This is a genomic window from Pseudomonas sp. Pse79, from assembly GCF_024519615.1.
GTDB classification, from domain to species: Bacteria; Pseudomonadota; Gammaproteobacteria; order Pseudomonadales; family Pseudomonadaceae; genus Aquipseudomonas; species Aquipseudomonas veronii.
This window is the reverse complement of record NZ_JALJRR010000016.1, coordinates 112,045-134,384: the sequence shown is the minus strand read 5'-3', so window position 1 is coordinate 134,384 and position 22,340 is coordinate 112,045. Positions and strand designations below refer to the sequence as shown.

At 55.5% G+C, this 22,340-nt stretch carries 21 protein-coding genes and 1 tRNA gene; 17 read left to right on the top strand and 5 right to left on the bottom strand.

The genetic code is table 11. The annotated features are described in order from the left end of the window. The first annotated feature begins 29 nt into the window (after positions 1–29). The 3 genes from NR164_RS20485 to NR164_RS20475 all read left to right on the top strand — a co-directional run bounded on the left by NR164_RS20485 (position 30) and on the right by NR164_RS20475 (position 1,061). Positions 30–105 (top strand) — tRNA-Thr (locus tag NR164_RS20485). 168 nt (positions 106–273) lie between these two features. Continuing rightward, positions 274–441: a YhfG family protein gene (locus tag NR164_RS20480; RefSeq protein WP_090234743.1), complete on the top strand. Its 168-nt coding sequence runs from the start codon at positions 274–276 to the stop codon at positions 439–441. After that, complete coding sequence (locus NR164_RS20475) at positions 438–1,061, top strand: Fic family protein (protein WP_169886759.1); 624 nt, start codon at positions 438–440, stop codon at positions 1,059–1,061. The genes NR164_RS20480 and NR164_RS20475 overlap by 4 nt, the downstream gene beginning before the upstream one ends. A gap of 438 nt (positions 1,062–1,499) precedes the next feature. Here the strand turns inward: NR164_RS20475 and NR164_RS20470 are convergent, their stop codons facing one another. From NR164_RS20470 to NR164_RS20460, 3 genes are all read right to left on the bottom strand, one after another. Then, positions 1,500–1,985, bottom strand: a complete 486-nt coding sequence (locus tag NR164_RS20470) for a hypothetical protein (RefSeq protein WP_017475282.1) — start codon at positions 1,983–1,985, stop codon at positions 1,500–1,502. A 158-nt stretch (positions 1,986–2,143) separates the two neighbouring features. Further along, complete coding sequence (locus NR164_RS20465) at positions 2,144–2,764, bottom strand: tyrosine-type recombinase/integrase (RefSeq protein ID WP_256823197.1); 621 nt, start codon at positions 2,762–2,764, stop codon at positions 2,144–2,146. Positions 2,765–2,911: 147 nt separating this feature from the next. Then, a complete protein-coding gene (locus NR164_RS20460) occupies positions 2,912–3,184 on the bottom strand; it encodes a hypothetical protein (protein ID WP_256823196.1) in 273 nt (90 codons plus the stop codon). 931 nt (positions 3,185–4,115) lie between these two features. On the opposite strand from NR164_RS20460, the gene NR164_RS20455 reads away from it, so the two are divergent. The 6 genes from NR164_RS20455 (at position 4,116) to NR164_RS20430 (ending at position 9,629) form a co-directional block, all read left to right on the top strand. Next, positions 4,116–4,526, top strand: a complete 411-nt coding sequence (locus tag NR164_RS20455; RefSeq protein WP_256823195.1) for an NUDIX domain-containing protein — start codon at positions 4,116–4,118, stop codon at positions 4,524–4,526. 521 nt (positions 4,527–5,047) lie between these two features. After that, the gene (locus tag NR164_RS20450) at positions 5,048–5,929 is read left to right on the top strand and encodes a hypothetical protein (RefSeq protein ID WP_256823194.1); all 882 of its coding nucleotides are present in this window, start codon (positions 5,048–5,050) and stop codon (positions 5,927–5,929) included. Next, on the top strand, positions 5,856–6,839 hold the full coding sequence (locus NR164_RS20445; protein ID WP_256823193.1) for a deaminase: 984 nt from the start codon (positions 5,856–5,858) through the stop codon (positions 6,837–6,839). Before NR164_RS20450 ends, NR164_RS20445 begins: the two co-directional genes overlap by 74 nt. 236 nt (positions 6,840–7,075) lie before the next feature. Beyond that, positions 7,076–8,458: a radical SAM protein gene (locus tag NR164_RS20440; RefSeq protein WP_256823192.1), complete on the top strand. Its 1,383-nt coding sequence runs from the start codon at positions 7,076–7,078 to the stop codon at positions 8,456–8,458. Continuing rightward, entirely contained in the window at positions 8,455–9,060 is a 606-nt protein-coding gene (locus NR164_RS20435) for a 3'-5' exonuclease (protein ID WP_256823191.1), read from the top strand. The genes NR164_RS20440 and NR164_RS20435 overlap by 4 nt, the downstream gene beginning before the upstream one ends. Next, positions 9,060–9,629: an AAA family ATPase gene (locus NR164_RS20430; protein ID WP_169857495.1), complete on the top strand. Its 570-nt coding sequence runs from the start codon at positions 9,060–9,062 to the stop codon at positions 9,627–9,629. The genes NR164_RS20435 and NR164_RS20430 overlap by 1 nt, the downstream gene beginning before the upstream one ends. Before the next feature lie 701 nt (positions 9,630–10,330). Here NR164_RS20430 and NR164_RS20425 read toward each other — a convergent pair. Continuing rightward, complete coding sequence (locus NR164_RS20425) at positions 10,331–10,900, bottom strand: TetR/AcrR family transcriptional regulator (protein ID WP_102617752.1); 570 nt, start codon at positions 10,898–10,900, stop codon at positions 10,331–10,333. 146 nt (positions 10,901–11,046) lie between these two features. On the opposite strand from NR164_RS20425, the gene NR164_RS20420 reads away from it, so the two are divergent. The 8 genes from NR164_RS20420 (at position 11,047) to NR164_RS20385 (ending at position 20,929) form a co-directional block, all read left to right on the top strand. Next, positions 11,047–12,147 carry an alkene reductase gene (locus NR164_RS20420; RefSeq protein WP_256823189.1) on the top strand — a complete coding sequence of 367 codons (1,101 nt, stop codon included), beginning with the start codon at positions 11,047–11,049 and terminating at the stop codon, positions 12,145–12,147. Positions 12,148–12,213: 66 nt separating this feature from the next. Next, positions 12,214–13,002 carry an SDR family oxidoreductase gene (locus NR164_RS20415; RefSeq protein ID WP_079442647.1) on the top strand — a complete coding sequence of 263 codons (789 nt, stop codon included), beginning with the start codon at positions 12,214–12,216 and terminating at the stop codon, positions 13,000–13,002. Between the two features lie 47 nt (positions 13,003–13,049). Then, positions 13,050–13,919, top strand: coding sequence for an alpha/beta fold hydrolase (locus NR164_RS20410; protein ID WP_256823188.1), 870 nt, complete (start codon positions 13,050–13,052; stop codon positions 13,917–13,919). A gap of 68 nt (positions 13,920–13,987) precedes the next feature. After that, positions 13,988–14,986 (top strand): NADP-dependent oxidoreductase, encoded by a 999-nt coding sequence (locus NR164_RS20405; protein ID WP_256823187.1) that lies wholly within the window; start codon positions 13,988–13,990, stop codon positions 14,984–14,986. A 339-nt stretch (positions 14,987–15,325) separates the two neighbouring features. Further along, a complete protein-coding gene (locus NR164_RS20400; protein ID WP_256823186.1) occupies positions 15,326–16,669 on the top strand; it encodes a CHASE2 domain-containing protein in 1,344 nt (447 codons plus the stop codon). A 37-nt stretch (positions 16,670–16,706) separates the two neighbouring features. Continuing rightward, a complete protein-coding gene (locus NR164_RS20395) occupies positions 16,707–17,072 on the top strand; it encodes a hypothetical protein (RefSeq protein WP_017848541.1) in 366 nt (121 codons plus the stop codon). A gap of 13 nt (positions 17,073–17,085) precedes the next feature. Next, on the top strand, positions 17,086–18,663 hold the full coding sequence (locus NR164_RS20390; RefSeq protein WP_026140221.1) for a M48 family metallopeptidase: 1,578 nt from the start codon (positions 17,086–17,088) through the stop codon (positions 18,661–18,663). Between the two features lie 136 nt (positions 18,664–18,799). Beyond that, complete coding sequence (locus NR164_RS20385) at positions 18,800–20,929, top strand: M48 family metallopeptidase (RefSeq protein WP_256823185.1); 2,130 nt, start codon at positions 18,800–18,802, stop codon at positions 20,927–20,929. Between the two features lie 73 nt (positions 20,930–21,002). Here NR164_RS20385 and NR164_RS20380 read toward each other — a convergent pair whose 3' ends face one another. After that, complete coding sequence (locus NR164_RS20380; RefSeq protein ID WP_256823184.1) at positions 21,003–22,289, bottom strand: OprD family porin; 1,287 nt, start codon at positions 22,287–22,289, stop codon at positions 21,003–21,005. Between the last annotated feature and the right edge of the window lie 51 nt (positions 22,290–22,340).

Sequence of the window (22,340 nt, the reverse complement as noted above, 5' to 3'; positions counted from 1 at the left end):
TTCAATCGCTATAATCGTCGCCCTAACACGCCGGTATAGCTCAGTTGGTAGAGCAACTGACTTGTAATCAGTAGGTCCCGGGTTCGACTCCTGGTGCCGGCACCATATTAAAAAGCCTCGCAGCGATGCGAGGCTTTTTTTTGCCTGACGAAATGTCCTTCCAGCCCGGCCTTCGGTGGGAGCATCTCCCAAGGCGACGAGTAGCGCTGATGCAGAGCCAAACAGCTAGTTGAATAAGCTATACTCTCGGGCACACATCCGTGGAGAGCAGACGTGGAAAAGCTGAGTTTTCAAGCCAAAAAAGCCTACTTCGCCAAACACCGTAAATCCAACTTCGCAGCCAGCTTGCGCCTCGAGGGTTTTACGACCTCTCCAAATGACGATCACAAGCTTCCCACTCGCGAAGCTGCGCTCATGGCCGTTCGGCAAATCAAAGCTTGAGTAGTAATGACAAATACGGGGTCGATCAGGATCCCTACTGTTACCGGGGAACAGGTACCCTCAAAAACCTACTTGATTTGCATGATGAGGACGACCTCAACGAGGCCGAACGCTATCTCACCGAAGCTGCCGCAGAGCGGCTTGAGTTCATAGAGCCGCCATACAGCCTGGATACTCTGAAACAAATTCATCGTACCCTATTCTCGGCTATCTATAGTTGGGCCGGCGAGATCCGGACGGTAAAGATCAGCAAAGGTGGAAATCAGTTCTGCGTCCCTGACCGCATAGAGCCGGAAGCCGCCAGAGAATTCCGAAAAGTCGAGTCCAACGGCTGGTTTGAAGGCTATTCACGCGACTTACTGCTCAAAGCCGTCGCCGAGTCCTACAGTACGTTAAACGTCGCACATCCCTTCCGAGAAGGTAACGGACGAGCCCAGCGGATGCTGTTCGAATGGATCATCATCAACGCGGGTTACGAGATCAATTGGTGGAAAGTCGACAAACAAGAATGGATTAAAGCGAATCATCAGTCATTTCATGGCGACGATGGCCCGCTGATCCAGATATTTGATCGTTGCATTGGTCTGCCGATCATGGAAGACAATGCAGACGACGCCTGATGGGGAGTGAACAAGCCCCATGAAAAAAGACAGGACAGCGTTTCCCCCGGCGACCAGCTATACAAGCGCTACACACTTTTGTGACAGATAAAGAAAAGGGCCACCATTGCCGGCAGCCCTTGAAAGTACGCTTGATATTCATATACACACCCTCAAGCAGGGGTGTGGGGGTCTCACCCTACGCTGATGATCCAACCATCGACGGGGTTCCTACGCCAGTTATAGCCGCTGGATGGCAACTGGTTTCGCGCTCACGGCTAAATTAGGAAAATAGGTGTCAGAGCATGTTTTCAATAATGGTGGTCTGACCCCTGTTTTCTATGGCCTATGGACGGCCGTCACCAACGACTGCGTTCGGCCAGAAGTGGACGCTCTCCAGTGTCTACTTAATCAGCGGTGATTCAGGGGCTGGGGGGGTATACATAGTTGATTGCCAAGCTAATCCCCAAGCTCGAATTGCTGAAACCCCACGCGCCTGACGTAAACCCAAAAGTTATCCTTTGGCTCATATTGCTCCATGCAAACACTGTGCTCCTGGCACAGTTCATCTTCGTCGATCAGGATGCGATCCCAATCGAAGTCAGGGTTCTTGGAAATGGTATAGCTAGGGTAAGGTTTGTCGAGATCGAAGTGGATCGAGTACACGAACAACGGAGATTCCCACGGCATGTGGGTTTCGTACAACCGCATCAGTTCGGGCATCTGTGCTTTACAGTGCTGTTCGGCAAACGTCAGTGCCTGGGGCAAATCATCCCACGTAGCCTTGACCGCGCGTTGCGCAGCGGCGAGCCTGGCGTAAGGTGGCTCGTCATTGTGGTGCTGGACGTAAATCAATCGGCTGCCGAACTGGAATTCGCATTGCCAGACACCCGAGGGAGCACGCCAGTGGCCAAGCATGGATTCGGTCAGTAGATTGATGTCCATATCGGTACCACACAGATGGAAAGGTGCTCAGTTTACCCTCTCAAATATCAGCCAGGGAATGCGTAGGCGTTTGGGCTACTTGTCCCACATCCAAGGGATCTGACCGACAGCTTTGGGTCGGAAAGCGACGGTCTGCCGCAGACCGTCGCAGTGGAAGATTACACGTCTGTTTGCTCTGCCATTTCTAGAGCATCGTCTACCTCGATGCCCAAATACCTGACAGTGCTTTCGAGTTTCGTATGACCAAGCAAGAGTTGAACTGCCCTCAATTTCTTGGTCCTACGATAGATCAACGAAGCCTTGGTTCGCCGTAACGTGTGGGTACCGTACATCGTCGGGTCCAGTCCAATGGCTGTTACCCATGCTTTGACTATTCGAGCGTATTGCCTGGTGGAGAGATGATCTGAGTCATGCAATCGCGTCGGGAACAGAAAGTCCTCACTGGGAAGATGCGCCTGACGCATCCAGGCCTCCAGAACTGTTCGTGTTTGCTCAGTAATTTCAAACTGCACTGGATGTTGAGTTTTCTGCTGCATCACGATGGCCCGTGACGAAACATGCTCCCCATGCGCAATGTCACGTACTCGTAGCTTGGTTAAGTCACAGGCACGCAGCTTGCTGTCGATGGCCAAGTTGAAGAGAGCCAGATCCCGTGTCTTCTCCGCGAGCTGAAGACTGACTCGAATAGCCCAGATATCTCTGACTCGAAGCGGGGCTTTCTGCCCTACAAGCTTTCCCTTGTTCCAAGGCTGATGGCGATGTAAAGCGATAGTGTTCATGGCTTGTCCTCCAGGTTGAGGAAGGACAAGGGTGGATCAGTCGCAATGCGTGGAGGTCGCTAGTCGACCCAAAGCTGCCCTTCGTGAAGGACAGCTAATGGCCGGTTGAGTCCACAACCCGAAGCGGACATCGGCGGGACATTCCGATTAGCTGAATTGACGCTCATACAGGGTGACGTGCCGAGGAAACAGCTCGCCATAGAGCGGATGTGGAATGCCGAAAATGTTCACTTCGATGCACGGTGGCGCGAGCTCTTCGGAGTAATCCAGGATGGCCAGACCCGCACATGGAATGACCAGACCCGCTTCGGTCTGAACAGAAAGATCCAGAACGGTCTGGTCGTGATGGTTCGTGGAGCACTGGTTCTGGATAGCTGCGTACCCATCGGCAGGTTCGAATTGGCCGAAAGCAACGCCCATCGGGGGATCTCCGTAATCGAGCGCCGAGTAGCCCACCAAAACCAATCCGCTATAAATTGAGAATCGCATCATGAGACTGCCTGTTTGTGTCATGCATTAGACCCAAGCGCGGTATATCACTTGGCTGGTCCTTAAGCGAGGGTGAAGCAGTTGGGCGACCGCTATTGGCCGTCTGCTGCCTGTCGCCACGGCAGCTTTTGGCGGATTCCTACCTATTCTCGACGGAGGGGATGATCAACAACGTTCGAATTCGGGAGGTTTACCATTCCGTATGCGGCTCTGAATTACTTGCAGACCGACAACGTGCTGACAGCTAAAAAATCCCGAGTTCGATTCCACCGAACGCCATAACTAGCTGATTTGTTTATAGTTACTAGTTGGGGTACGCCGAATTTTCCAGCGAACTCCAGATGCCCGAAAAACCTACTCTCGCCGAAACATACCGTTCGTCTGGTGCCGGCACCATATCTCAAGGCCCCGCAATGCGGGGCTTTGTGGTTTCTGGGGTTTGGAAACTCGCGAAAAATCGAAGTCCCTTTTTGGCCGAAATGCCCAAAAAATGTCCACACTTGAAAATCTTGGGCTGCTTGCATCACCCCATTTTTCAGTTTTTATGATTCAGTGACCTACCAAGACTAAGCCCCGACGCCTCCTCAACCGAATCAGCAGACCCACAAAAACGATCAGCAGCAACGCTCTCTGTTGAACGCCGCATCCCCTTCCTTGCAGCTTGAACAGCAGACAATGGATTCAGCGTCACCACCTCTGCCAAATGCCCACGACTGAAATGTGCGTACTTCATCGTCATGGTCGCGGACGCTTAACACGCCTTGACGGGGCTTTCGCGTCCCTCGGTTTCGATGACAGCTTGCTTCCTCTATGCTTCTCGACTTGCCTAAGGATTAGTTGAAACAGGGAAAGGTGTGACGGCATGAGAGCAGATAAATCTTGTCCTGTGGTTCTGCGAGCCCGTGAAACGCTAGAGATCTTGGCATTTGAGCATCCATTGGCAGGGCTACAACTGGTCAAGGGCAGTGTGGAACCAGGTGAGTCCACCGATTTGGCTGCCGTGCGAGAGCTGATAGAAGAAGCAGGGATTCAATCCGCGGTAGGGCGAAATCTGGGTGAATGGCGTGCCATTGAAAGGGGACACACATGGGCATTTCATGAGTGTCATGTTGCCCAAGACCTTCCCGATACTTGGGTGCATTTTGCAGAAGACGATGGAGGTCATGAGTTCAGATTTTTTTGGCATCCACTAATGAGTGAGCCTTCTGAAAGATGGCATCAGGTTTTCAAGGATGCTTTGAGCTTTCTCAGGACTACTCTTGCTGAAGTCTGAGTGTGTATTCAGCTCTTCTTGAGTCATTCAGGCCAGCGCCCACCGATGAGGCTGGGGAATAAGGGTCTGACCCCGTTTTTACCAGGAGTAAATGCCCGCTCCCAATATCTCAAGAGGTCGAACAGGTTCAACGCCGCGCTCCCCAAAGTCTATTCCTTGTGAATGGGGAGCACATCGACGATGGACATCGGATGGCCAGCAACTAGGGGGAGCTCTCTAGCGGGGCGTTCAACGTTCAAGCGATACACGTGATTGAGGCGCTACGAGCGAAGTAGAGATAATAATTCTTGATTGCAACTAAATCTGGATCCGATAGCAGAAAGAAATATCAATCTGCATGACGAAAAACCCGAGACCCCGCTATACAGTGCAATCACTTTGCCATACTCTCGTCCCTGAGGTGTACATCAGGTTTAGCCAGATCTAGTTGAAAAGTTATGAGTAAAAAATTTTAAATAACATAGAACTAGAAATCTGTCGATTTTTAAATTATTAGGTCGTAGTTTGCAGGGAGAGCTAAAATGCGAGAAACATCAACAGCTATTAATAGTGTATATGAAGACGCGAAAGACTTTCTGATTATTGGGCTAACTGGCCGCACAGGTTCAGGATGTACTACAGCCGCTCAAAAATTATGCGGCATTGAGTTTGATGTTCCAACCGATGCTTATGAGGGCCTCAGTCGTAACGAATTAAAAAAACATCAGATAATAAAAAAATACATTGATGGAACAGACTGGCTACCTTTTTACAAAATCGAAGCCAGTAGCTTGATTACCTATCAGTTGTTGCAGCTTTCAAGCTCTGATTTTGTAGCTTATTTTTCCAGTGCGACATTTAAAAACCCCCTCGGCAAGAAAGAGGCATCAAATCTTTTTTCGGCATTCGAGGTAACTCGCAAAAAAAAACCCATCACGGGGAACAAACAAAATATTCAAGAGCGTGAAGTTGAGGACTTTTTTGAGTTTTACTACATCGACCTCCCCGAGTTAACAAAGCGAATACAAACGCAATTAGGCAGAGCAAAATTTACTCAGTTCTATCAGCGAGCCGGCGATAACATAAGAGCTTCGGGCAGGGCCAATGATCCAACCTTTGATCCTGAAGAGCTTTTCAATTTCCCAAAGCATCTGAACTTTTTAATTAAATTAGCGCATAAAAAAGCACGACTAGACAATAAGCCTTGCAGAATTGTGGTCGATGCAATAAGAAATCCTTATGAGGCATTTTATTTAAAAAGACGCTATGCTAACTTTTACCTCGTCTCAATAAATACATCTAATGCCGAGCGCTTACGCAGTCTCAGAGAATACAGAAAGCTTACGGACAATGAAATTAAAGCTCTGGATGATAAAGAGTATCCAGAAAAAATTTGTAGCCCAGAATATTCAAGCGTGCATTGAAGTTTCCGACATACATATCCATAATTCAAAAAATAGCGAATATACTCATAATGACCTAGTAAGCCAATTAGCTTGGTACGTCACGCTCATGATGCATCCTGGCCTTGTAATGCCCACATCCATTGAAAACTGCATGCAAATTGCATACACCGCCAAGCAGAGCTCTGGTTGTATTTCAAGACAAGTAGGTGCCGTTGTTACAGATGAATCATATAGTGTAAAAGCAATAGGCTGGAACAGCACGCCTCAAGGGCAGCTACCTTGTTTGTTACGAAGTGCAGAAGACCTTATTCAAGGCCGAAATAAATCAGACTTTAGTGAATACGAGCTGAAGGATCCAACTTTTAGAAAAGCGCTCAATGCCAAATATTCAAACTTAATAGCAACAAACAAAACCTCAAATAGAAATTTTTCATTCTGCTTTAAAAGCATTCAAAATGAGATTGAAGGCGAGAAAAACCAAGTTCACACAAGAGCGCTTCACGCTGAAGAAAATGCCTTCTTGCAAATCTCCAAGCACGGAGGTCAGAAGTTGTCTGGGGGTGTGCTATTTACAACTGCCAGCCCATGTGAACTATGTGCAAAAAAAGCTTACCAACTTGGATTCAAAAAGATTGTATATATCGATCCTTACCCAGGCATTGCAACCAAACACATATTGTCAGCCGGAAAAAACAAACCCGAGCTTGAACTTTTTCGAGGCGCCGTAGGTCGCGCATTCTATCAACTGTATCAACCTTTAATGCCTTACAAAGATGAGATGGAACTGATTTTTGATATTCCAAGCTTTGACAATCCTGAAAAGCCCTCAAAATCTATTTTGAAGCAAGAGAATGCGGCTCTTTTACAAGCTAATAAGGCATTGCAAGCGGAGATCGAATCGCTTCGATTGATAGCCTTAGGAAAATAGTTTTTGAATCATCTCTAGTCTCGTAGGCAGATTGAGTGGATGTTCGCAGCTGAATGTGGAATCTGCCGAACGGGTTTGCCGCTCTAGATTGGCGCTGTAGTTGTCCGAGCGCGAAGAGATATCACGTGCAGTGGTGGCGGGAAGCTCGATCCGTTCGATAGCCACACTACTTGGCGAGCAATAAAATAGAGCTTTATATCGATATCCGCTAGTCGGCTTTTTTATGGAGTCCATGCATGAAGAAAATCTACTTCGCACACAACACATGCCTTAACGCTTCTTACGATCTCAATGTTCTTCAGGCTGGGTTTGATCAAAAAGGCTTTGAAATAGTCACAAAGCCTGAGCATGCGGATGAGATCATTTACTCAGGTTGCTCTGTACGTGGTCGCTGGGTAGACGATGCTGTTCTTCAAATTGATGAGGCAAAAAGGCGCGCCCCTAACGCTAAAATTAGCGTTACCGGTTGCCTCGCAAACACTAGCGCTGACGTAGTGCTCAGCAAAACCTCTGTTCCGGACCTGACGTTCAGCCCTATGTCCGAGATTCTTAGTAGCTACACTGGCCTCCAGTTCTCGGAGGTCGATCAGCAGCTATCGCAAAACTCGAGTGATAGTTTCGAAAGTCACGGCTCAGACGGACTGAAGAATCTCCGTCAACGAGTAGGGGCCGCGAAGGCTTCTATCGTGGCCGATCTGCAAGAAGCTGACCGAAGCTACAATGGACAGGCGGAACGCATCTATCGACAGACAACAAAGGGGTTCGTGTTTTACGACGAACAAGACCCTTGCGAAATGATTACGGTTACGCGGAGCTGCCTTTACAAGTGCAGCTTCTGCAGTATCCCACAGGGACGGGGAGAGTTTGAGTCGGTTCCGTTACTCGACATTGTTGGGAAAGCTCGAAAAGCGATAGAAATGGGAAAACACCACCTTGTATTGATTGGAGACGAGATCGGCAACTACAAGGCATCCGAATCCAAGGCACGCTTCCCTGAGCTTGTGGAAAGCCTACTCACTCTCGACCCCGCAGTAACACTATCGATCAGGTACATAGAGCCGAAACCGTTCCTGAGGTACTCAGAGAAAATCCTTCAATGGAGCAAAGAGGGAAGAATTCGCCTGCTCTACATCTCGATTCAGAGCGGATCGGAGCGGATTCTTAAAGCTATGAACAGAGGCTACGACATAGCAAGACTGACCAAGGCATTGAAAGATTTTCGCCAAAACGCTCCTACCGTTCTCTATGGTAATTGGCTCATAGGCTTTCCCGGCGAAGAGCATGAGGATTTTCTGCAGACGGTAGCACTTACGAAAGAGCTCGAGTTTCACATCAATGTCGCCATTCCTTTTTCAGCCCGTGAAAACACGCCCGCCTTCGAAATGGATAACCACTTGGATGAAACCACTATAAACGAGCGCGTTCGTACACTTACGGACGTAATTGCGAACATGAAGGCTTCTGCTATGGAGTCTGAGCTGAGCTTCCTTGATGCAGACTCGCGTGACCGCATACTCGAGCGAATCAGACAGGCCGAATGTGAGCAATATGTAGACGACCAGCAAATATCTGAACCGCGCCGAGTACATTCCTCCCTTATTGAGGTGCGGCAGCTATGAATAATCCGCACTGGGCACAGTGCCATTTCGTTGTAGTAGACGTTGAGGGTAATGGGCAATCCCCTCAGGAAATCATAGAGCTCGCAATCGTGCCTATCAGTGACAAGCAAATCGGCCGTCCGCGTTCTTGGCTGATCCGACCTCAGAAATCAGTGACTGAGCGTGCTACTCAGATACACGGTATTTCCGATGGCGATCTATCAGGTAGCCCTTCTCATGAAGAAGTGGCGGACGATATAAGAATGGAGTTGGGAACAAGTATTGTGGTGGGTCACAACGTCAGCATAGATACGCAACTGATGCGACGGCAGCTAGGGGACTGGCACCCCACTGCGATCCTTGACACGCTAAAGCTTGCAAGATATGTCCGACCTGGACAGGGCAGCTACTCGCTAGACGCGCTTATAAGTGCTTATAACCTCAAGATTGATCCATCACAGCGCCACCGCGCTAGCGGCGACGCTATTGTTACTGCAGAGCTTTTTCTCGCCCTAGCCATAGAGCTCGACCAAAACTCCCAGCTTGACCTGCTAGCCTTGGCTCAAATTGCAGGAAGCTCGAAAGATCCCTATATTCAATCTCAGCAGAGGAGCCTTTTCTGATGGCTTATTTTTTAGGTATTGCCGGCACGCACTCAACTGGAAAATCGACCTTTATTGAAGCGGTCGAAAGCCAGGCAAAAGCCAGGGGAATCTCGGTTCTAAAAATTAGCGATACAGCGACCAAATGCCAAGAGTCTGGCTTTCCTATTTTGGAGAACCATACGTTCGAGAGCACTCTCTGGATACTGGTTTCAGTGATAAAGGCCGAGCTGGAAGCTGAGCTGAACGCTGAGTTAGTGTTAGTTGATCGCCCCGTGCTAGATGCACTTGGATATCTAGAGGCCGCCCTTAAGGCCACAGGGCGAAGCATTTCCACTGAAGAGCGAAACTACTTGTATGGGTTAGCAAGGTTCCACACCGACCGATATGCGTTGCTACTGAAAACCAAGCTTGATGAAACGATCCCTCTTGGGGTAGGACGCGACTCCAATATGGAGTTTAGGCGGAGTGCTGGTCTAGAGATCGACCAGGTCTTCAAGCATCTCGATGTGCCGGCTCTCGACCCGCATACAGAGTCTACTCAGGAGCGCATTCAATCGATCTTCGACATGATTTCTGCTAAGTCGTGAATCGCGCCTAGTTTCGTAGCCACACGAACAATAGCTTCTGCCATGTCTCTACTTGGCTTGAGAGTCCGCTTTTGGCTCCAGCCTGTCGCCACGGGCAGCTTTTGGCAGAGGCTGAGTAAAAACGTTTTAGAGCAAGTTTGATAGTCAGAATCGGAACGAAAATCGCGTTTCTTCGCAAATTATAGGTCTGCTGATTAATCAAACTCTGGCAGATTTTACGTAGCAACGCTGACTTCAAGATGGTGCCTGCGTTTTTATACAGGGTGGATTCTTGCCTATTCTCTACCGAGGGGACGATCAATAACGTCCGACTTAGGAGGTTTACCATTCTTTATGCCGCTCTGAATGGTTTACTTGCAAGCCGACATCGTGCTGACATTGACATCTCAAAAATCCCGGGTTCGATTCCACCGAACGCCATAACTAGCTGATTTATTTATAGTTACTTGTCGGGGTACGCCAAATTTTCCACCGACTTCCAGACCCACAGGAAACCTAGTCCTGCCGAAAGCTACCGTTCGTCTGGTGCCGCACCATACAAAACAAAGCCCCCGCAGAAATGCGAGGGTTTTGTTGTTTCTGGGGTGAACGAGCGGTTACTGAAGGGAGAGTCAGCAAGCAAATCCTGCCCCCCCAAGGGCTACCCCCAACACAGAAAAATCATGCTCCTCCCCCGCCCCCCAAAACCATCAAACCCCCAACTACTCCGACAACGACTCGATCATCTGCCCATGACACACCGCCAAAATCTCATCCGCCAGCGCCGAGTCGTCAGGGCAGGCGCGCGATAGCGTGATCGCACCGACCGCGCGTGCCAGCAGGTCGATCATTTTCTCCCTTGCCTCACCCGGCGCGGCATCCGGGCCGGTCGGGTATTTTTCGCCGAGCGTTTGCAGCATGTGTTCGATGCCTTCAGCGAATGCCGATTTCAAGTCGCCCGATTGACGCGCAGCGTCACCGCACAGCGCTGCCATGGTGCAACCCGTGGCGCGTCTGTCGCGATGCTCCCTGGAGACGTACAGATCGATGAAGTCCTTCACGCTCAATGCTTCGGCGTTGGCCAGTGAGTGCGCAAGGCTGTTGGCTGAGGCTTCGGCCATTAGGTCGGCCTTTGAAGCGAAATGTTTGTAGAAACCGCCATGGGTGAAACCGGCGGCGGCCATCAGGTCGGCCACGCCGACTCCGTCAAAGCCGCGCTCGCGAAACACGACTGACGCCGTTTCGACGATGTGCTCCCGATTTGCCTGGGCCTGAGCCTTGGACACTCGCATGTTCGATACCTCTCTGCCGCTGAAATTCATCGGCTGATGATACATAGATGTCGACCATAATCAAAACCGTTGACAGTTTAGATTTCGATCATCATCCTAATCGCAAGCGAGATGACCATTTACCAACGGGCACGGAACACACACCCATGAGCGACTTGAACCTGTTTACCCCCTACACACTGGGAGCTCTGACGCTGTCGAACCGCGTGGTTCTCGCGCCACTGACGCGCAATCGCGCCGGAAAGGGTTTTGTACCGAGTGAATTTGCTGCGGCCTATTACAGCCAGCGGGCCAGTGCGGGTTTGCTGATTTCCGAAGCCTCGCAGATCTCCCAGCAGGGGCAGGGCTATCAGGACACGCCAGGTATTTACACAGCGGCTCAGATAGAGGGATGGCGCAAGGTGACCGATGCCGTACACGCCAAGGGCGGGAGGATTTTCCTGCAACTGTGGCATGTGGGCCGTGTTTCCCACGTGGATCTGCAACCGCACGGCGCGGCGCCGGTAGGCCCTTCCGCCCTGCATGCGGCGACCAAGGTGTTCGTCAACAATCGCTTCGAGGACGTTTCCGAGCCGCGCGCGCTGGAAATTGACGAGCTCCCAGGCATCGTCAACGATTTCCGCCAAGCGGCGGCAAACGCCATTGCGGCAGGCTTCGACGGCGTGGAAATCCACGGTGCAAACGGCTATTTGCTGGATCAGTTCATCAAGGACGGCGCCAACCTGCGCACTGATGCCTACGGCGGCTCGATCGCAAACCGTGCGCGCCTGCTGCTGGAAGTGACGGCCGCGGTGGCCGCCGAGATTGGTGCTGATCGCACGGGAATTCGCCTTTCGCCGGTCTCGCCGGCCAATGGGGTATCGAGCAGTGATCCGCAGGCTCAGTTCGATTACATCGTCGATCAACTCAATGCCCTGGACGTCGTTTATCTGCACGTCGTCGAAGGCGCAACCGGCGGGCCGCGCGATGTGGCGCCCTTTGATTTCGACGCCTTGCGCCAGCGCTTCAAGAACACTTACATCGCCAACAACGGCTATGACCTGGACCTGGCCACCGCACGCCTTGCGCATGACAGGGCCGACCTGATCGCCTTTGGCCGCCCTTTTATCGCCAACCCCGATCTGGTGGAGCGGCTCAAGACCGCTGCGCCGCTGTCCGCCTTCGACCCCTCCACGCTCTACGGCGGCGGCGCGGCGGGATACATCGACTACCCAACGCTTGCCGAATCCAGCACCCGCGCGAACTGAGCACTGGCTGATCGAGCCCGGTTTTATTCGTGCATCAATCCATGTTCCCGATAAAGAGCTGACATCATGACAACTTACCCTACCGTTCTCATCACTGGCGCTTCCACTGGCATCGGCGCGGTTTACGCCGAGCGTTTTGCCCAACGCGGGCATGATCTGGTGTTGGTTGCCCGCGACCACGCGCGCCTGGAAACGCTCGCCGCAAAGTTGCGTGGCGAACACAACGTCGCCGTTGAAGTGCTTGCGGCCGACCTGACTCAACTCGGCGACCTGCACACCGTCGAAGCGCGCCTGCGGGATGACGCTCGCATCGGCATCCTCGTCAACAATGCCGGTGCCGCGCAGTCCGGCAGCTTCATCGAGCAAAGCACCGACAGCGTGGCGCAGCTGGTGGCCCTCAACACCACTGCGCTGGTGCGACTCGCCAGCGCCATCGCGCCACGCCTGGCCAAAGCCGGTGCAGGCTCGATCATCAACATCGGTTCGGTGGTGGGCCTGGCGCCTGAGTTTGGTATGTCGGTCTACGGGGCGACCAAGGCGTTTGTGCTGTTCCTTTCCCAAGGCCTGAGCCTGGAGCTTTCGCCTCAGGGTGTTTATGTGCAGGCCGTATTGCCTGCGGCCACCCGCACGGAGATCTGGGATCGCGCCGGTATCGACATCAACACCTTGAGCGAAGTCATGGAAGTGGCTGACCTGGTCGATGCCGCACTGGTCGGCTTCGATCGCCGCGAACCGGTGACCATTCCGCCGCTGCAAGAAGGCGAGCGCTGGGATGCCCTGCAAACCGCACGTCAGGGTCTTTTGTCGCAGATCAGACAGTCCGTCGTGGCGCCGCGCTATTTGACTGAAGTCTGAACCCTGTCGAGCAGGTCGGCCTCGCTCCGCAATCGCACGGAATAAACATGACTCTTTTGGCTAGCAGCAATCATCCCGGTTCACCGTCGTCATTTATCCACGCGGCGAACCAGTCGATTCTGGTGGGCGGGATACCTTTTGCCTACCGCGATCTGGGCCCCAGAACGCAGGTCCCGCTGGTCATGTTCAACCATTGGGGGGCAGTGCTGGATAACTTTGACCCCAGGATCATTGACGGTCTGGCGAAAAACCGGCGTGTCATCACCACCGATTACCGTGGTATCGGTGGCTCGGGGGGCGTCGCGCCGTTGACCGTCGGTGAAATGGCTGACGATGGCATCGGTTTTATCCGTGCGTTGGGTTTGGACAAGGTGGACCTGCTCGGCTTTTCACTCGGCGGCTTCGTCGCTCAAGACATCGCCCTGAAAGCCCCCGAACGCGTGCGCCGGCTGATCCTCACCGGAACCGGACCGGCCGGCGGCACAGGCATCGACAACGTCGGTTCGGTGACCTGGCCGTTGATGCTCAAGGGGCTGCTGACGCTACGCGATCCCAAGTTCTACCTATTCTTTACCGGCACGGCCAACGGACAACACGCCGCGTCCGAGTATTTGCAACGGCTGAAAGAACGCCAGCAAGACCGGGACAAAGGCCCGACACCCCGTGCGTTTTTTCGGCAATTAAGAGCCATTACTGCGTGGGGCAAGCAGGCGCCGCAAGACCTCGGGCGCTTGCAGATGCCGACGCTGATCGCCAACGGCGACAACGACATCATGGTGCCCACGGTCAACTCGCTTGAGCTGGCAAAGCGAATCCCCGACGCGCAACTGGTCATTTACCCGGACGCCGGGCATGGCAGCATTTTCCAGCACCCTGGCGATTTCGTGAGCAAGGCCTTGGCGTTCCTCGACGCCTGAACGTCTCATCGCATCAACGTTGCCGGGGCCGCGCCCCGTTTTCATTCCACCGACAAGAGCGTTGCAACATGAAGGCATTTTTTATCGACCGCTACGGCAAGCAGAACGGACTGCTTGGCGAAGTGCCCGACCCTGCGGTCGGTGTGCATGACGTTCTGATCCAGGTGCACGCAACGAGCGTGAACCCGTTGGACTCGAAGATCAGAACCGGCGAATTCAAACTGATCCTGCCTTATACATTTCCATTGGTCTTGGGCAACGACCTGGCGGGGGTGGTCGTTCGCACAGGCTCGGCGGTGACGCGGTTCAATCCGGGAGACGAAGTCTATGCACGCCCTCCCGAGGATCGCATTGGCACGTTTGCCGAACTGATCGCCGTGAACGAAAACGCGCTCGCGCTGAAACCCTCGAACCTGGACATGGCCGAAGCGGCGTCCGTCCCCTTGGCCGCCTTGACGGCCTGGCAGGCGCTGGTTGAGACCGCCCAGCTAAAAAAAGGCCAGAAGGTGTTGATTCATGCCGGCTCCGGCGGTGTCGGCACGTTTGCCATCCAGCTCGCCAAACACCTCGGCGCTTTCGTTGCAACCACCACCAGCACGGCGAATGTCGAATGGGTGAAGGCGCTCGGGGCGGATGTGGTCATCGACTACAAGAAGCACGACTTTGCGAGCGAATTACACGATTTCGACGTGGTATTGAACAGCCAGGGCAAGGATGTGCTGATGAAATCGGTCGAGGTTCTCAAGCCCGGCGGACAGCTCATTTCCCTCTCCGGGCCACCGACGGCAGCCTTTGCCCAAGCGCAAGGCTTGTCCTGGATGCTGCGACAAGTCATGCGCCTGCTGAGCAGCGGTATTCGTAGAAACGCCCGCAAGCACGGGGTGAACTATGCATTTCTGTTTATGCGGGCCAGCGGCGTACAACTGCAAAAAATCACCTCGCTTATCGAAGCTGGCGTTATCAAACCGGTCATTGATCGTTCCTTCCCTTTTGAATCGACGGCAGAGGCGTTGCGCTACGTCGAGCAGGGCAGATCAAAAGGCAAAGTCATCATCACTCTCCAATAAGCGCACTCCAACAATATGTCAGTCGATAACGTGCACGCCGCCAAGTACCAGCCCCCAGCGCCTGAACCAGAGGAACCGCCACCGCACACACAGGCGCCGTTGCAACCGCAAGTTGCACCTGTGGAAGCGCCGATAATCATTTGGCGTAGCTTGATGCTTGAGCAGTAACGGGAAAGGGTCGCCGAAAGATGAGCCTTTTTGTTTGTGCCTGCTCACGATGTTTCAGGTTGCGCCGGCAATTCACACACAGGATATGGCACTTAGCCACCTTTCCAATTGACACCCCCTCTCCACCACGTTAAAAACCCTGTCTTGCTGCTGCCTTTTATCGAGACATGGATGTTGTCGACCCCCCCGCTGTTCAAATACCGCCGCTATTGGCTGGCGGCCCTCATCGTGCTGCTGGCGATCCTCGATCCTTTCGGCCTGGCCAGTTCCAGCGACAAGGCGTCGGCGCAGTGGCTCAACCGGATGTTCGCCAGCCACTACGCCCATGAAGGGCAGCAGCGGGTGGCGGTGGTGTTGATCGATGACGCGTACCTGATGCGCAACGCTACCTCCTGGCCGATGCCCTATGGCGAGCAGAGCAAGTTGTTCAAGCGCTTGCTGGCGTTCAAACCCAAGGCGGTGTTTGTCGACTTGCTCTACAGCCATGACCACTCTTTCGGCGACCCGGCACGGGGCAGTCAGTTATTGGCGAATGTGTTCGAGCGCTATCAACGCCAGGGCATTCCGTTGTGGCTGGCCAATACCGGGGTGGAGCGGGGTGAGGCAGGCCAGGCCAATACGCTGGCACCGTTTGTCGAGGTCAGCCGCCCGGGCCTGGTGGCATGGGATGGAGTCGATGACAAGTACCCGCTGGCGGTGAATACGCCCATAGGCCTGATGGAAACACCGGCCCTGGCGCTGTACCGCGCATTCTGTGGGACACAGGCCTGCCCGTCGCCGCCGGTGGACGCCCAAACCGCCGCACGCCGGCAACCGATCGCGGTGCAATGGGGGCTGAAGCTGGCACCGGAGCAGGCGCGGATCGCCGACGTGCGCCACTGCGCACCGGCGCGGCATTTTTTGCTGGATGGCCTGGCGCAGTTGCTCCAGGCGGTGTTCTGGAAACTCGATGACTCGGAGCAGGCACGCTGCCCTTATACGCTGACGTTGGCGGCGAGCGACCTGGAAGTCAGCGACCCGGACGACCAAGCCCTGGTCGCCGAGTTGCTGCGCGACCGTCTGGTCCTGGTCGGGGCCAATATCACCTCGACGGGTGATCTGGTGGAGTCGCCGGTACACGGCCAGCTACCTGGCGTTTATCTGCATGCCATGGCCCTCGACAACCTGATCAATGCGGGCATGGACTATGACCATGAGCCTGCCAACTTCCCTGGCCTGCCCTTTAATTGGCTGGACCTGCTCGAACTGGGCCTGCTGGCGTTGATAGCCGTGCTCAAGGCGCTGCACGCGCGGCGGCTGGCGGGTCAGCGCACCTGGAGCCGGTGGCGGCGCCAGGAAATCTGGTTTTGTTCTTCGCCGTGCCCGTCATGGCTGCTGGTGATGTCGGTGCTCGTCTCGGTGAGTGTGCTGCTGAGCGTCAGCCACATCACGCCGGTGAACGTGTTGGGCATTGTTTTGCTGTCGTTGGTGCTGTTCAGCGAACGGATCGAAGCCTTCTTCGATCGCGATCGTTGAGCGCGTCGCTTTGTCATTTGACTCAAGGAATCCAAGGATGAACAGAAGTCTGATCGTCGTGCTCGTTGCACTCTTCACCCAGGGTGCCTGGGCGGAAACCCACAGCATCAAGGCGTTTCTGGCCGACCCGGTGGCGGTGCTGGATGAACAGGGTAAACAACAGCGCGAGCTGCCGAAAAAAGACGCGCCGACCCAACCCGTCCCCGTGTTGCAGTACAACAAGGCGCTGGATCTGGTGCAGGTTGAGCTGGCGGGTCAGAAGGTCTGGCTGGACACCATGGACCTGCGCATCGAACCGCCACTCAATGTGGTCGACCTGCCCTGCCAGGGTCTGACCAAGAGCCAGACCAAAGACAGCCGCAACAACTCCACCATCGGTTTTGGTGCGGGCTGCAATCAATAAAAGGAGCGGTGCGGTGAAGGGATCTCTATTGGCAGCCAGCTTACTGGCCAGCACGGTACTCAGTGGTTGCGCGACATTGAAGGGCGCCGACCAGGCGTTCCTGAACCTGGTGGGTCCGTCGACCCAATCCAGGGTCCAGGGCCACTACGTGGATAACACCGACGTGCGCCAGTACTACAAGCTCGACCCGCAACGCCAGAGCCAGCAGCGCTTGAGCTATGACGGGCGCGCCGTACCGGCGGCCGAAGCACGCCAGCAGAACCTGGTGGATATCCCGATGCTGCAGGTGTATCTGCAGGGGATTGTCACGCGCCTGTCCAAAGGTTGGCCGGGGGAGTTGCCGGCCTTGCAGGTGAAAATCACCGACAGCTACAGCTTCGGGCCCTCGGCGGACCCTTACGGCAATGTGTTCGTGCCGCTGGGCATGCTGGACAACGTCGGCAGCGAAGATGAAATCGCTGCAATGCTCGGCCACGAAATGAGCCACGTTCTGCTGCATCACCATGACCGCATGGCGGCCTTCCAGCAGCAGAAAGAGATGTTCACCACAGTGGCCTCCACCGTGGCCTTGGCCACCATGGCCGCCGATACCGGCGTGGACCGCAGTTCCGGCACGATGAAGCTGTTCAGCAAAGACCCCGCCGGCACCCAGAAAACCATCGGCAACACCGTGCTCTACACCACGTTGGCCAACACGTTTTCCGACCATGTGTGGAGCACCGCGTGGGGCCGCACCCAGGAAGACCAGGCTGACCTGCTCGGCACCGACTTGATGATCCGCGCCGGTTACGCGCCCCGTGCCGCCACCCATAGCCTGGAGCGCCTCAACGACTTCCAGGGCAAACAGAAACCGTTGCTCAGCGGCTTCCTGACCGCGCGCAAGAACGCCATGCAGGATTCGCTGCAGCAGTTCAATCTCAACCGCTTCACTCAGGAGCTGGACGTGCTGGTCAAAGATGGGCTGACCACCAGCATTTCCGCGACCACCCAGTATTTCAATCGCTCCCACATGTCGGCGATGGATCGCGACACCGAGTTGCGCCAGTACCTGCAGCGCGAGTACCGCCAGGAGCGCCGCGCGCGCATCAACCCCGAGAGCTGGGCGAAGATCAAAAGTACGCCACAAGTGGCCAAGGCCATGCAGGGCTACAAGGACGCCTACTTCGCCAACGACGCCCTGGAGAAAAACAAGCTGCCTGCGGCCGACGGGTTTATCCGCAAGGCCCTGGCCTCGCCGGTCAAGGACCAGCCAAGCATCCGGCGCACGGCGTATACCGTGCGCCTGGCCCAGGGCAACAGCGGCGAAGCCTTGAAAGAGTTGCAGGCCATCAAGGACTGGAGCCTGGCCGGCCCGTCGACCTATGATCTGATGATCAGCTACCACCTCAAGCGCGGCGACGGGCAATCAGCACTGGCGATGATCGACAAGGCCGAACGCAACCTGGGCTCGGAAGAACTGTTCATCACCGAGAAGTTGCTGGCCAACCAGCAACTGCAGAACGCGCAGCAGGTGCAAACCGTGCTGCGCAAGTGCGAGCAATACCCGACCCGCAAGGCAAACTGCAAGAAACTGGCGCCAGCCAAAGCCTGAGGCTGACGATTTAACCTACAGAGCCCTCCTCCTTCCCGCGGCGCTTTTTCCTAACGCCCGGGAAGACCGCTCCTCTCGCCCACCCCACGTGTTCTTCGGTATAAACGTTCGCTTTCTGCGTTGCGAACGGACTCCCATGAACGCCATAAAACTGATTTTCCTGCTGATCATTTTTCCCCTGCTGCTGGCCGGCGTTGGAACATGGCAATTGCAGCGCGCCACCGAGGGCGCACAGGTTCCCGACCAAGCCCAAGCCTATGTCAACGTGATGAAGCCCGTGCTGAAGAGGTGGGTGGAAGAAAATCCGACGGTGCCCATTACGGTGGGCAGTGACGCCCTCAGCCCGGAGCAGTTTCTCTCCCGACTGGCGCGAATCGAGGCCGAGCTGCCCACCGCGCGCCAACTCAATCGCGTCTTGCGCACGCTGGCACCCTGGGTGATGGGGCTCGGACTGCTCGCCGCGCTGATCGGCGTGGCCGCGCTGGCCGGTACGCAATGGGCGGGGCGGCGCGCGCAGCAGTCGCGAGAACAGTTGCTGCAGGTATTTTCCCTGGGCAGCCGGTTGTTGCCCTACGTGCTGGTAAGCCAGGTGGTGGCGATGGCCGCGACGCTCGCCTTGGTGCTGAGTTATGAGGGCCTGGCGCTGTGGCATATCGGCCGGTTGGGCCGGGGCGAAGTCAAGCTGATGGGGTGGCTGGGGGTAATCGCGGTAATCTGCCTGTATTCGATCTGGCTGCTGCTCAAACAACTGCGGCACATGCTGGTGATGTTCGAGCCCACGCCGCTCGAGATGTTCGGCCGGGTGGTGACGGCTGAACAGGCGCCCGGGTTATGGCGCCAGGTGCGCGAGTTGGCCGACAGACTGGGCGCGTTGCCGCCGGATCATATTGTGGTCAGCCTCGCCCTGGGCTTTTACGTGACCTCCAGCCCCGCCACGGTGCGGCCCGCTGAAACGCCGCTGCACGGGCGCACCCTGCATGTGCCGCTGCTGTACCTCGGGTTGCTGAGCCGCGAGGAAGTCGACGCCGTGATCGGCCATGAGCTGGCGCATTTTGTCGGCGAAGACACCGAGTACAGCCTGCGCTTTGTGCCGATCTACGATGGCGTCAGCCGCAGCCTGGAGACGCTGGCGCAGACCATGATGAACAGCGATCTGATCCAGGGTTGGTTGATGCGCCCGTCGTTCCTGTTCGGGGTGTTTTTCATGCAGCGCTTCGATCATGCGGTGAACCGCTGGAGCCGTGAGCGCGAGTTGCTGGCCGACGCCGCCGGTGGCCGCTTGGCAGGCAATGCGGCAGTAGCCTCGGCGCTGTTGCGCATATCGGTGTTGCAGACGCCTGTGGAAAACGTGCTACTGGCCCATTGCGACACCCCCGTTGAGGGCGATGTGCTGAACGCCGCCCTCGCCGCGTTGCAAAGCCAAGAATTGCAGGCACCCGACGAAGCGCTGGAAACGCATCAACCCCACCCGACCGATTCCCACCCCTCCAACGGCGAGCGCTTGCACGCATTGCGTGTGCCCTGGGCCGACGCCATGCACAGCGCCACCCGTGGCGTGGACGCAGAGGCTGCGAGCCGGCAAATCGATGCCCTTTTCAGCGCGGCGCACCCGCTGCGTGAGCAACTGTCCCACGACCTGATCGCCGCAGCGGCCTGCGAACAAACAGCTCACACTCATCTGCTGGAAACCCTGGCCGCCTCGGCGCAAGGTGAACATGCCCTGCACGAAGGCGGTCGCCGACGTGCCGTGTTAATGGCGGTGTTGGCGCTGCCGTTTATGTTGCTAGGGCTGGCGATGATGAGCGAGCCCTGGCTTGCCCCGGAACGCTTGAAAGGCACGGTGCTGTCCGCCGTGGGTGCCGGGGCGGGGATTGCCAGCATTGCGCTGATATTTCTGTGGCTGGGCATCCGCCGGTTCAAACGCGCGCCGCAGACCGCGTTGCGCCTGACACCGGAACATTTCGTGTTCGCCAATCTGGCGCAACCGCTGCCCATCGAACACATCGCCACTGTCACGCTGCAGTTTGTCCAAGGCATCTGGGTGACCGTCGAACTGACGCCCGAGGCGCCGTTGCCCGAACTGCGCAAAACCGCATTCGGCGTACCCGGTGCTCGGGTCAACCGCAAGAAACGTCAGGTGCTGTTGCAGATGGCGCAGCTGTGCATCGACAACAAGAAGATCGAACCCTATGAAGGCCTGACGCTGATGACCGACTACGTCAACGCATCCCTCGCCCGCAAGATTCTGCAAAACCGGCAGGACTGAACCCGCGACATAAAAAAACCCCGAACCAGTCGGGGTTTTTTATCGCCTGCAATCAGGCGCGACGCCGGATCAATTAGAAAACGTTGATCGGGTAGTCGGCGAACAGGCGCACTTCGTTACCGCCTACGTTGTAGTTGCTGGCGTTGTTGGAAACGCGCAACCACGAGGCACGAGCACGCAGGCTCAGGTCTTTGACCGGGCCGCTCTGAACGACGTACTTGAACTGGTTCCAGATTTCACGCTCGGTGCCATCGCCACGACCGCTGCCGTCGTCGATATTGGTACCGCGCACGTAGGCCACGTTGTAGGTCAGGCCAGGCATGCCGAAGGTAGCGAAGTCGATGCCGTAGGCCGCTTGCCACGAACGCTCATCCTTACCGTTGAAGTCGGACCAGTAGGAGTTGGCCAGCAGGATGGTGTTGCCGCCGTCGCCGATACCGCCATCGTTGCGGTAGCCGCCGTACAGGTAGCCGGTGTCGCCGGTGCTGCGCTGGTGAGCGACGGTGAAGCTGTGCGGACCAACAGCCCACGTGGCGCCCAGGCTCCAGATTTTGTTGTCGCGCGCGTCTGCATCACCTTGGTTTTCCAGGGCGAAGCTGCGATCCAGCTTGGTCTTGTAGCCGTTGAAGTCAAACGTCAGCGACTGCTTTTCCGGCAGGGCCAGTACGTAGTTGACGTTGACGTATTGCTTCTTCAGCACGTCCTGCATGTCGGAGGCGTACAGCGCTGCCGACAGGCTTTCGGTGAATTTGTAGCTACCACCGATGTAATCGATGCTTTTCAGACGGCCGCTGTCGGTACCTTCAGCGCTCTTACGCGCTTCCTTGGTGAAGTGACCCGCGTCCAGTTGCAGACCTTCGATCTCTTTGGAAACGATCGAGGTACCGGTGTAGGTTTCCGACAACAGACGAGAGTTGTCGTAAGCCAGCACGGGCACGTTCGGGAACTGGTCGCCGTACTTGAGCACAGTGTTGGACAGGCGGAACTTCACCGCCGCGCCGCCTTTGGCCAGGTCGTTGGCGGCCGAGCCGCTGTCGCCTTGCTTGAAGAAGTCGATACCGCCCGCGCCGCTGCGGCCTTTACCGCCGTCCAGGCGAATGGCGTACTGGCCAATCACGTCCACACCCACACCGACGGTGCCTTGGGTGAAACCGGACTCGAACTTGCCGATGAAGCCTTGGCCCCATTCGGCCTTGTCTTGCTTGCCGTTCTTGTAGTCACGGCTGATGTAAGCGTTACGTGCGGCGATGTTCAGGTGGCTGTCTTCAACGAAACCCTTGGATTGCTCCTGGTCGTTTGCCATGGCTGTCGATGCGCTCAAAATCCCCAGAGCGATCAGACTCATCCGTTGTTTCAACATTTCTTATATTCCTTATTACTGGTTGAGTACGCGCTATGACACCAGGCTCCA

Coding starts and splice junctions, on each gene's coding strand:
- NR164_RS20470 (WP_017475282.1), bottom strand. CDS start 1,985: ATGGACATCAATCTACTGACCGAATCCATGCTTGGCCACTGGCGTGCT.
- NR164_RS20465 (WP_256823197.1), bottom strand. CDS start 2,764: ATGAACACTATCGCTTTACATCGCCATCAGCCTTGGAACAAGGGAAAG.
- NR164_RS20460 (WP_256823196.1), bottom strand. CDS start 3,184: ATGGGCGTTGCTTTCGGCCAATTCGAACCTGCCGATGGGTACGCAGCT.
- NR164_RS20455 (WP_256823195.1), top strand. CDS start 4,116: ATGAGAGCAGATAAATCTTGTCCTGTGGTTCTGCGAGCCCGTGAAACG.
- NR164_RS20450 (WP_256823194.1), top strand. CDS start 5,048: ATGCGAGAAACATCAACAGCTATTAATAGTGTATATGAAGACGCGAAA.
- NR164_RS20445 (WP_256823193.1), top strand. CDS start 5,856: ATGAAATTAAAGCTCTGGATGATAAAGAGTATCCAGAAAAAATTTGTA.
- NR164_RS20440 (WP_256823192.1), top strand. CDS start 7,076: ATGAAGAAAATCTACTTCGCACACAACACATGCCTTAACGCTTCTTAC.
- NR164_RS20435 (WP_256823191.1), top strand. CDS start 8,455: ATGAATAATCCGCACTGGGCACAGTGCCATTTCGTTGTAGTAGACGTT.
- NR164_RS20430 (WP_169857495.1), top strand. CDS start 9,060: ATGGCTTATTTTTTAGGTATTGCCGGCACGCACTCAACTGGAAAATCG.
- NR164_RS20425 (WP_102617752.1), bottom strand. CDS start 10,900: ATGCGAGTGTCCAAGGCTCAGGCCCAGGCAAATCGGGAGCACATCGTC.
- NR164_RS20420 (WP_256823189.1), top strand. CDS start 11,047: ATGAGCGACTTGAACCTGTTTACCCCCTACACACTGGGAGCTCTGACG.
- NR164_RS20415 (WP_079442647.1), top strand. CDS start 12,214: ATGACAACTTACCCTACCGTTCTCATCACTGGCGCTTCCACTGGCATC.
- NR164_RS20410 (WP_256823188.1), top strand. CDS start 13,050: ATGACTCTTTTGGCTAGCAGCAATCATCCCGGTTCACCGTCGTCATTT.
- NR164_RS20405 (WP_256823187.1), top strand. CDS start 13,988: ATGAAGGCATTTTTTATCGACCGCTACGGCAAGCAGAACGGACTGCTT.
- NR164_RS20400 (WP_256823186.1), top strand. CDS start 15,326: ATGTTGTCGACCCCCCCGCTGTTCAAATACCGCCGCTATTGGCTGGCG.
- NR164_RS20395 (WP_017848541.1), top strand. CDS start 16,707: ATGAACAGAAGTCTGATCGTCGTGCTCGTTGCACTCTTCACCCAGGGT.
- NR164_RS20385 (WP_256823185.1), top strand. CDS start 18,800: ATGAACGCCATAAAACTGATTTTCCTGCTGATCATTTTTCCCCTGCTG.
- NR164_RS20380 (WP_256823184.1), bottom strand. CDS start 22,289: ATGTTGAAACAACGGATGAGTCTGATCGCTCTGGGGATTTTGAGCGCA.